At 28.8% G+C, this 8890-nt stretch carries 11 protein-coding genes and 1 pseudogene; 4 read left to right on the top strand and 8 right to left on the bottom strand.

The genetic code is table 11. The features are described 5' to 3' along the window. Nucleotides 1-522: 522 nt before the first annotated feature. Entirely contained in the window at nt 523-741 is a 219-nt protein-coding gene (locus JJD95_RS18590; RefSeq protein WP_291644757.1) for a hypothetical protein, read from the bottom strand. 202 nt (nt 742-943) lie between these two features. Further along, nucleotides 944-1099: a hypothetical protein gene (locus JJD95_RS18585; RefSeq protein ID WP_291644756.1), complete on the bottom strand. Its 156-nt coding sequence runs from the start codon at nt 1097-1099 to the stop codon at nt 944-946. Between the two features lie 1003 nt (nt 1100-2102). On the opposite strand from JJD95_RS18585, the gene JJD95_RS18580 reads away from it, so the two are divergent. Beyond that, a complete protein-coding gene (locus JJD95_RS18580; RefSeq protein WP_291644755.1) occupies nt 2103-2879 on the top strand; it encodes a DeoR/GlpR family DNA-binding transcription regulator in 777 nt (258 codons plus the stop codon). Between the two features lie 104 nt (nt 2880-2983). Here JJD95_RS18580 and JJD95_RS18575 read toward each other — a convergent pair whose 3' ends face one another. From JJD95_RS18575 to JJD95_RS18560, 4 genes are all read right to left on the bottom strand, one after another. Beyond that, a complete protein-coding gene (locus JJD95_RS18575) occupies nt 2984-3685 on the bottom strand; it encodes a molecular chaperone Tir (RefSeq protein WP_291644753.1) in 702 nt (233 codons plus the stop codon). A gap of 66 nt (nt 3686-3751) precedes the next feature. Beyond that, complete coding sequence (gene hisJ, locus JJD95_RS18570; RefSeq protein ID WP_291644751.1) at nt 3752-4561, bottom strand: histidinol-phosphatase HisJ; 810 nt, start codon at nt 4559-4561, stop codon at nt 3752-3754. Between the two features lie 574 nt (nt 4562-5135). Beyond that, nucleotides 5136-6095, bottom strand: coding sequence for a hypothetical protein (locus JJD95_RS18565; protein ID WP_291644749.1), 960 nt, complete (start codon nt 6093-6095; stop codon nt 5136-5138). 333 nt (nt 6096-6428) lie between these two features. Beyond that, a complete protein-coding gene (locus JJD95_RS18560; RefSeq protein WP_291644747.1) occupies nt 6429-6596 on the bottom strand; it encodes a hypothetical protein in 168 nt (55 codons plus the stop codon). Nucleotides 6597-6690: 94 nt separating this feature from the next. On the opposite strand from JJD95_RS18560, the gene JJD95_RS18555 reads away from it, so the two are divergent. Beyond that, the gene (locus tag JJD95_RS18555) at nt 6691-6906 is read left to right on the top strand and encodes a hypothetical protein (protein WP_291644745.1); all 216 of its coding nucleotides are present in this window, start codon (nt 6691-6693) and stop codon (nt 6904-6906) included. Nucleotides 6907-6920: 14 nt separating this feature from the next. Here JJD95_RS18555 and JJD95_RS18550 read toward each other — a convergent pair whose 3' ends face one another. Beyond that, entirely contained in the window at nt 6921-7508 is a 588-nt protein-coding gene (locus tag JJD95_RS18550; protein WP_291644743.1) for a hypothetical protein, read from the bottom strand. A 589-nt stretch (nt 7509-8097) separates the two neighbouring features. Here JJD95_RS18550 and JJD95_RS18545 point away from each other — a divergent pair. Together JJD95_RS18545 and JJD95_RS20195 are read left to right on the top strand one after the other, a co-directional pair. Continuing rightward, complete coding sequence (locus JJD95_RS18545; RefSeq protein WP_291644741.1) at nt 8098-8322, top strand: hypothetical protein; 225 nt, start codon at nt 8098-8100, stop codon at nt 8320-8322. A gap of 40 nt (nt 8323-8362) precedes the next feature. Next, a pseudogene (locus JJD95_RS20195) lies at nt 8363-8467 on the top strand (hypothetical protein); the annotation flags it as partial. Nucleotides 8468-8797: 330 nt separating this feature from the next. Here the strand turns inward: JJD95_RS20195 and JJD95_RS18540 are convergent. Beyond that, entirely contained in the window at nt 8798-8887 is a 90-nt protein-coding gene (locus JJD95_RS18540; RefSeq protein ID WP_291644758.1) for a hypothetical protein, read from the bottom strand. Nucleotides 8888-8890 lie beyond the last annotated feature (3 nt).

Genomic DNA, 8890 nt, shown 5'->3' with positions numbered 1-8890 from the left:
TATCCACATTTATGTACCATTCCACATGCTACGCATACCTTTTTAACAAAAGGTTTTTTGTCGCGTCTTTTTTTTGCACATTTTTAGTCCCAATCTTAAAAATTATCCACAGTTTTTAGTTTTGAATTTTACAAGCGACTAATAATTTAATAAAATAGCTTACTTACGTTTCAAAAGCAAAAATCATTGTATTAATTTCATTTAGAGAAAAAATGTTATGGGAAAAATTCTATGAATAATATAAACCTTTTTAGTACATATTTACTAATATTTTTATTATACTCTTAGAGATATTCCTCATTATATTTGCATTACTTATTACGCAAGATTTTAGTCAACATTTATTCTATTGATTACTCTCTCTAGAACCTTTAAAAATGTACGGCAACACTCAGGGTTAATTATACCCATAATTTTTATAAGTTTATCTATTTTTTTTTATTCAGTTAGAAAAGCATAAAATATAGTATTTACATTTTAGTTTCATCTTAAATTAAAAATTATTCTCTTTCAATCTGTCTCTTAGTATCCCCAGCCCATATGTTCCTTTGTACAAATATATGCTAAACCAGAACCAAGAAACGCATCAAGATATTTTTCCCCTACACTAGTAACAATAACAGTATTGTTTTTTGTAACGTTAACATCTTCACCTGCAGCAGTACTAATAGCATCAACATAAAAAAAAATGTTATATTTCTGGCTAATTTGACCTACCTCATAAACTGGATTAATCCTCATAGTGCTTGTATCATGAAAACCATTACAATAATTTTAATTTTTGGATTTTTTTTTGAGAACTTTCTCAATTACACACATATCCGGTTATTTAGTCATTCAAAATCAGGTTTGAAAATTTTGATGTTAACATTGATGAAATCACAATTTCATTTGCAGTTTTCCTGAGCCTGAAATAATTAAGGTATAGTAATTTTTATACAATTTAAGTAGTGATTGTCTCTTGTCTAATGCAGTCTTCTACCATAACTGGTCCTGGACTAAATAACATAGGTTTACTCATTAATACTTCCTCTTCTATAATATCTCCTCCTCTTATAATATTAGTGAATTCGGAAACCCCTAGGCTCCCATATATCACAATCCCATGGGGACGATTTTCCAAATTCACTTAATATATATATTTGTGATTTTAATAATTTAAATGCATGACTAAATTTAAATGTTTAAATAATGAATTTTGTATTTGTATATCATTCATTTGTTACATATAAATTTATTATTCTGATAATATGCATTTATAGTTTTGCAGTATGCTTGTGTATATTATGTGCATGTTTTGTGTGATTGTATATGTTTCGTGTGTTATTGTTATGAATTCATTATAATATAATAATAATATTTTGTAAACGTTTGTTTAAAATTTATCTTACATATTTTTATTTTCTGTTGAAATATAATATATATAGGGCTGTAAATAATTTTGTGTAACCACTAAAATGTACTCTTTCTTGGTAATAATTTAGAAAAGTTAATTATAAAATAATAAAATATTGTAAGGAAAAGTATTTTTATGTCTAATATTTCGAAAGAAATTTCAAGAAATTATATTAATGAGCAAAACTTTACAAGTTAGGCTTGGAACTTTGAGACTCCGTTCCCCCAACATCTAGATTTATCGTTTTATTCCTTCCAGTAACGATCAAAACGGACTACCCAAAGGGCCGTCCGTTTATGTATGTTTTACAATATCCATCTGACTTACTTCTAATCACTGCCATGTACTGCTATTTAGAAGGTATATTAATAATTAAAAATGCAAATTATATACTGAGAAGTAATCACAAAGTAGCAATATTTATCAGACTTTAATTAACATTTTATCAAATTAATAATTCAATAATTTTGCTTAAAGAAAGATAATACACAAAATAATCTACACCCTTTTTTATCTTAGTTTCATATGGTTAAATTGCAATATTTTGTTGATTATTTGTTTTTTTATAGCATTTTTATTGTAATTTACATGTATTTTATTTATTATAGTATTGTATGGAATTAAAAAACTATTTTCCTGCAATATATTACCTCCACATAATTTAGTACAATATCTCAATTAAATTAATAAAAGTAGGTGAAATATTATGTTTCCACAAGAAAGACGTAAAATAATATTAGATATGTTAAAAAAATCGAAAATTATTAAAATCGGTGATTTGGTTGAAAAATTTGAGGTATCAGTTGAAACTGTAAGAAGAGATCTTGAAGAATTAGAGTCTAAAAACAAATTAGAAAGGATCTATGGAGGTGCAATTGCTGTTACATCTAACAGCATTGAGCCTTCTTACGCAGTTAGAGTTGAATCAAACCATGAATACAAGGTTGCAATAGGGAAATCTGCTGCTGCATTAATTAACAATGGTGATGCTATAATACTTGATTTAGGGACAACTTGCTTAGAAATCGCAAAAAATATTCAACATAAAAATATCACTGTATTAACAAGTTCTCTTCCAATAATGAATGAATTAGCTAACTCCAATGTGAAAATATATTGTCTAGGTGGACTTTTGCGCCCAAATGAATTATCAATGTCAGGTATTATACCTGAATATGCCCTAAAACAATTTTTTGTTGATAAAGCTTTTATTGCACCTGGAGGCGTGTCATTTTCAGAAGGTATTTCTGATTATAATATTGAAGAAGCTCAAATAAGGAAACTATTCATTGAGAGAGCAAAGGAATCAATACTTGTTGCTGATAACAGTAAATTTGGCATTAATGCATTTGCATTAGTAGCTCCTTTAGAATCTATAAGTACTATTATTACGGACTGGGATGTAGACGAAGATATATTAGAAAATATAAAAGAACTAAATATTGATGTTATAATAGCTCAAAAAAATAGTGATTTGAATTAGATTTAAAAATCCTATGAATTGAAGAGAGACTCTATCACAATTTGGTTGAATCTTCAAATTGTGATAGAATCTCTCTTGTACATTTCTACAAAATAGATAAATCGTTATTTAGGTTTATTATTTTTCCATTCACCTTCATGATATATAGAGCCATTAGCAAGATAGTAAGTACCTATGCCATCACGATTAAAATCTCTAAATTCACCTTCATATCTAGAACCATCAGCGTAAGAAAGAATACCCATACCTGTATATTTATCATCTTTAAATTCGCCTACATATTTACCGCCATCGGCAAAATATGAGGTACCCATGCCTTCACGTTTACTATTTTTAAATGTACATACATATTTATTACCATCAATATAATGAAGAGTACCCTTACCATTCATTTCATCATTTTTCCATTCACCTACATATTTATTTCCACTATTAGAATATAAAGTACCCTCGCCTTCGCGTTTATCATTTTTAAATTCACCTACATATTTACTGCCACCTGAAAGAAAAAGAGTACCTTTGCCTTCACGTTTATCATTTTTAAATTCACCTTCATATCTTGAGCCTTCAACAAAAGAAAATGTACCCTTACCTTCATATTTACTATTTTTAAATTCACCTACATATTTATTTCCACTAGGGAAATAAAGAGTACCGTTACCTTCATATTTACCATCTTTAAATTCACCTACATATTTAGTGCCACTAGGGAAATAAAGAGTACCGTCGCCATTTATTAGGTTATTTAAAGATTCCCCTTCATATTTGCTACCATCGTCATAATTAATAATAACCATTTTTTTCATTTTTAAAATCTCCTTTTTAATTATTAGTCACAATATGTGTATTTATGCAATTAGGGCTTAGGGTTATTATTTTATACATAATGACTCAAAATCTCTCCCAACATCTAATGCAGTATGAGCATCAGAACCATAGACAACTTTCAATCCATAACGCTCTACTAATTCTGCAAAGATACCAGAAGGATAAATTTCTTTGCAATAGGGTTTTCTAATTCCGGCCGTATTAAAGTCTACTTCATAGTTTCTTGCTTTAATTTCTTTCATAATTTCTTCTAAAAGAGAAATGTTATTATATTCTAAAGGATACATTTTATTAAAAACCCTAACCAAAGTAGGATGACCTATACGTTTAGGTTTAAATGCTCCTAGATCAGCTTTAATTGCTTTTAGCAGGGTTTCATAATACCTGTCATACAGCTTTTTTACACCACCTAGTTTTTCTGCTAACTTTCCAAATTCTTCAGGACTTATATCCATACAATAGTATTCATTATCTAATTTAATAAAATGTACTGATAATATGCCATCTTCTAGCTTATCACCGTACCGATTTAACAATCCCGTTATTTTTTCCTCAAGTCCTTCAATATAATCTACCTCAAAACCTGTATTTATTTTTATTTTCTGATTATACTTTGTTTTTATATAATCTAGGTCTTCAAAATATTTTTCAATTTCATCTAGTGTTGGAGCACAGCATTTTATAACTTCTGGGTCCATAAAATTTTCTGGTAAAGGCATATGCTCTGCAAAAGTTATTTCTTTTAAACCCAAATTAAGAGCCTCTTTCACATAAAGCTCAAAGGAATCATTTGTTCCATGAGGACAATATGGTGAATGAATGTGTCCATCTCTTGCAATTCGCTGATTAGCCATAATGAATTCTCCTTTATATGTATCCATTTAATATATTCAATGCTAAAGTTAATCCAACATATTTTACCGTTGTGAGTGCAATAATTTACCAATGTAATTTAATTATTAGAAACATCATACCATTAAGTGATATTTTAATAAACATATTGGGGTTGAATGCAAAAATGATATTTCGTGTGATCTTTTGGATAAAATCATACATTTATTTTTTATATTCAATTTATTGCAATAATGGTATAAATCAATAGATACTTTGTGTCGTAAGAGTAATCATTTAACCTCTAAAAATGGTGGCAGACGAGTACTAATTATTCTAATTTAGATTATAGCTTAAATAAAATTATATTTTTAGTATTATCGTCTGGAAATAATTCTAATAGTCTTTTTTCATTAATTTATCTTCACTATTCATATACTTAGCTTGATTTTTATTTATGAATCAAACCCCTACCTACCTTTTATCTATTTTATTTCTTTACATGAATAAATGTACTACCGCATTTCATATAGGGCAGAAAACACGCCCTATACTCGATTTGGTGTTATTATAATTACTCATGCTGGATTTTATTATTTATATCTGTTTTGTGTCTTGGTTTTGTTGCTGTGTTTGCATTCTTCTTATGAAATCCTCAGCCTGCTTCTGGTATTCCAATACTTTTTTATAGGATTCCGCTTGTTGTTCCTGCATTTGTTTATTAAATAACTTCTCTTGCGCCAGCAATGCTTTTTCCTTTTCAAATTCTTTCTGCTCGGAAACTCGAGCTACTTCTTTTTGAGATTCTGTAATTGTTGTTTCTATTTTTGTTTTTAAGTTCAAAACTTCCAGAAGAGATCTTTCCTTCTCAAATTCCTTTAGCTCGGCAAATCGTGTTACTTCCTTTTGTGCCTGCTCAGCTTCAGCTTCCAGTTTTGTTTCTAGGCTTTCCACTTCAATCTCTTTGGTCTTTATTATATTACCAAGTTCTATATTTCTTGCCTGGCTATCTGCAAGTAAGGATTTAAAAGCTTCATTCTCATTCTTGAATGCTTTATATTCTGTAACAAGACCTGTAAGGGTATCATTTTTTTCTTTATATTCTTGAATTAACGCTTTATTGCTATCCGCCATTTCACTTAACTGTTTTACTTGTTTTTTAAGTTCATCACTTATATTAAAAGATCCCTCGAGTGTGGTTTCCATAGCTTCTTTATCTATATTCAATCCTTGATTTTCGGTTTTTAAACTTTCTATTTTACTCTTATAAATCTCCATATCTTTATAAAACTGCAGGGCCTTTGCTGCGTCTATAGTTTGTATTCGCTGCGCCATATTTACATATATAGTATTGATCTGATTACTTAATGCTTCCAAGTGATTAATATCCTCGGCTACCTCTGGAATATCGATTTTAACCTTGTTTAATTCATAAGCACCCATGAGGATTCCCATAAATTCTTTACTACTTTTGCCGCTTTCTTGAATTAGTTCTAGGAGCTTCTCTTTGTCATCTGTTTCCATTCTTACTGCAAAAGGGTTGTTATTATCTGCCATTATAGCCTCCTTATATTTAATTAATGTTTACAGTTATTTATGTATAAATGTAGTTATAATAGTTTGTTTACTAGTGTTTACTATGTATTGTTTACAGTATACTCTTTCATTATTCAAAGTTCAATAAAAAGTTGATTAATGCTGTATTTTAGCTATAATTTATCAATATTTGAATTAAAGCTTAACTAAACAAATTTTTAATGTAATCAGTTTGCTTATTTATATCAATTCGACTACCACTTGCCTTTGGATGACCACCGCCACCGAATTGCTTTGCAATCCTAGAGTTATATCCTTAATGGGGTATCGGCAGCAAAACGCGGAAATTATACGCTAAGGATTTAAAATTATGAAACTCTTAATTTTCACTTGGGTAGTTAGAGGATCTTCTATATAATCCGGCTCTATATTAAACCACTTATTCATATGCTTGCCTAGCGCTTTATTTCCTGCGCCAGTCATAACTAATATTGTCTTTGTACCAGCATTATAAAAAATCATAAAAGTATAATACAATATGGTTTAGGGCAAAATATTAATTATAAATATTGTAATTAATATTGTAATTAATATTAAAAAAGAAAGAAGGATTTAAATGACAACGGAAGCAAAGATTCAATTAACTTCAACTGAAGTAGGTATATTATGGATGATTTATACATCACAATCAGCAAGGATAACAATAATTAATTTATTAAGAGATAAAACTATTGATAAAGGGTGTTTTTGCCTATCCCGCCAAAAAGGTATATTAGTAGATTATATAGAAAAAAGGCATTGCTGCCTTTTAAAGTTGATGAACAATATATGAAAAATCCGAAGTAATTATTTTAGACTTAAATTTCTCAGCACTTCTATAAATTGATTTTTAGTCTCAGGTTTCTTATCATTTTTTGTAAAGTTTAACATATATATAGCCTTTCCTTTTATAGATACTGAAGCATAATAAGTATCATGAGTTCCAGTAAGTCCTGATGCGGCAGTACCATTGTCGGAATCTAATGTAATTAATCTACATTTACCCAAAGGTATATTAATATATTCATCATTAGTAACAGAGGAATGATTTGGCTTTTGTGTTAAAAGGTCAAATTTATCCATATAGTTGATTGCGTTAACTGTACCTATATTGTTGCCTTTTTCATCGATAAAATTATATACAACCTTTTCACTTTTATCAAGTTTCCAATTTTCAGGAAGCACAATATTCAGTAATAACAAACTGTCTGGATTATTTACAATCTCACTGGTACTATTGTTATTCTCAAAACTGTTATTTATATTAGAGGTACTACTTTGTTGTGGCTTAGTGGATTTTACCTTATTGTCATTTATATCATTTGATTTATTTTGACATCCTGAAAAAAAAATTAACAAAGATAATATGATTAGATATCTTTTTTTATTTTTCATACTTGACCTCCACCTTATTTTAACATCTTGATTATGTCGTAATTTTTTACAGTTGTGACTTAATCTTAAAAAAATTATAACATTAAGTACCATTTTTGCAAACTCTATTTTGATGCTGAAACAAACTTGCTTTACGTAAAGGTATACCTTTACGTATGGTGAAAAAAGCTTATAAAATGCATTCATAAAACATAACAAAACATTTACGGATATCTACATAAAATGCATTGAACTTTGCGAATGAATTTTATATAGGGTAGTTTTGCCTATCCCGCCCAAAAGGTATATTAGGGGCAAAATATATTATTAATGTGGATTTTTGGCGTTTTGAATGTTACACAATGTATTTTTGTAACTTTCACTTTCCTTATTTACCAACGACTTTTTGTATTTTGATATAGAATATCAATTTGAATGTTACTTAATATTAATATTTGATTATATTATGTAACATATTACTTTTAAGTATCCAAGGATGCCGTTATAGCCTCATATTAAAACACTAACTTACCTTTTCGGGGGGATAGGCAAAAACACCCATATTCTAGGTACATTCATTAGTGATTTAGTATTACAGGTATTATCATTTGTGGCCCATCAAGAGAGAGAGAATATTAAACAACGGCAAAAGGAAGGTATTTTAAGTGCTAAAAATAAAGGTATAAAGTTTGGTAGACCTAAGTTAGAAGTTAATAGTGAAGTATTTGAAAATATATATAAACAATGGAAAAATATAGAAATTAAGGGTGTAGAAGCTATGAAGATGACTAAAGCTACATTTTATCGTAGAGTAAAAGAGTATGAAGATAGATAGGTCGTGGTATTAAGAGGACGGGTAATATAATTGGTTAGGGTATACTATACAACTTGGTACAGTGAGATTTTTAGGTGCATTTATTACAGATATAACTGAAGTACCTGTTTGCGTGGTTGATTATATGTCAAATCAATTATTTTAAGTGGGAACCCTTTAAAGAATTTAATCAAAAAAATGAGGGGCATTTCACCCCCATTAATAGAAATAAATCATTTAATTTTTGTGAAGCTATTTACTTTATTTACAATTTATATATTTCGCAAAGCTAAAGGGCCTTTCATATGGGTGGTAGCCAGTTGCTAAAGATAATAATTCCATTTTAAAGGTTAAGTTTAAATTAAAAATTTAAAAAGGAATTAGAAAGGAGATATGTCAATATATAATGGGATGAATCTCTAATATCTCTTGTTAGTGTAATTCAGAGAAATGTTGGCGAGAACCCATAAAGACCAACAAAAACTAATCTAATAAATTATAAACTATTATTTTTTAATTTACTTAGATTATATGCAACATCAATAATCATATCTTCTTGACCACCAACAGTTTTTCTATTTCCCATTTC

Origin of the sequence: Clostridium sp. (genome assembly GCF_016650035.1) — a bacterium.
GTDB lineage: Bacteria > Bacillota > Clostridia > Clostridiales > Clostridiaceae > Clostridium_AD.
Note: the sequence above shows the minus strand (reverse complement) of the source record. Positions and strands in the feature narration are given on the sequence as shown.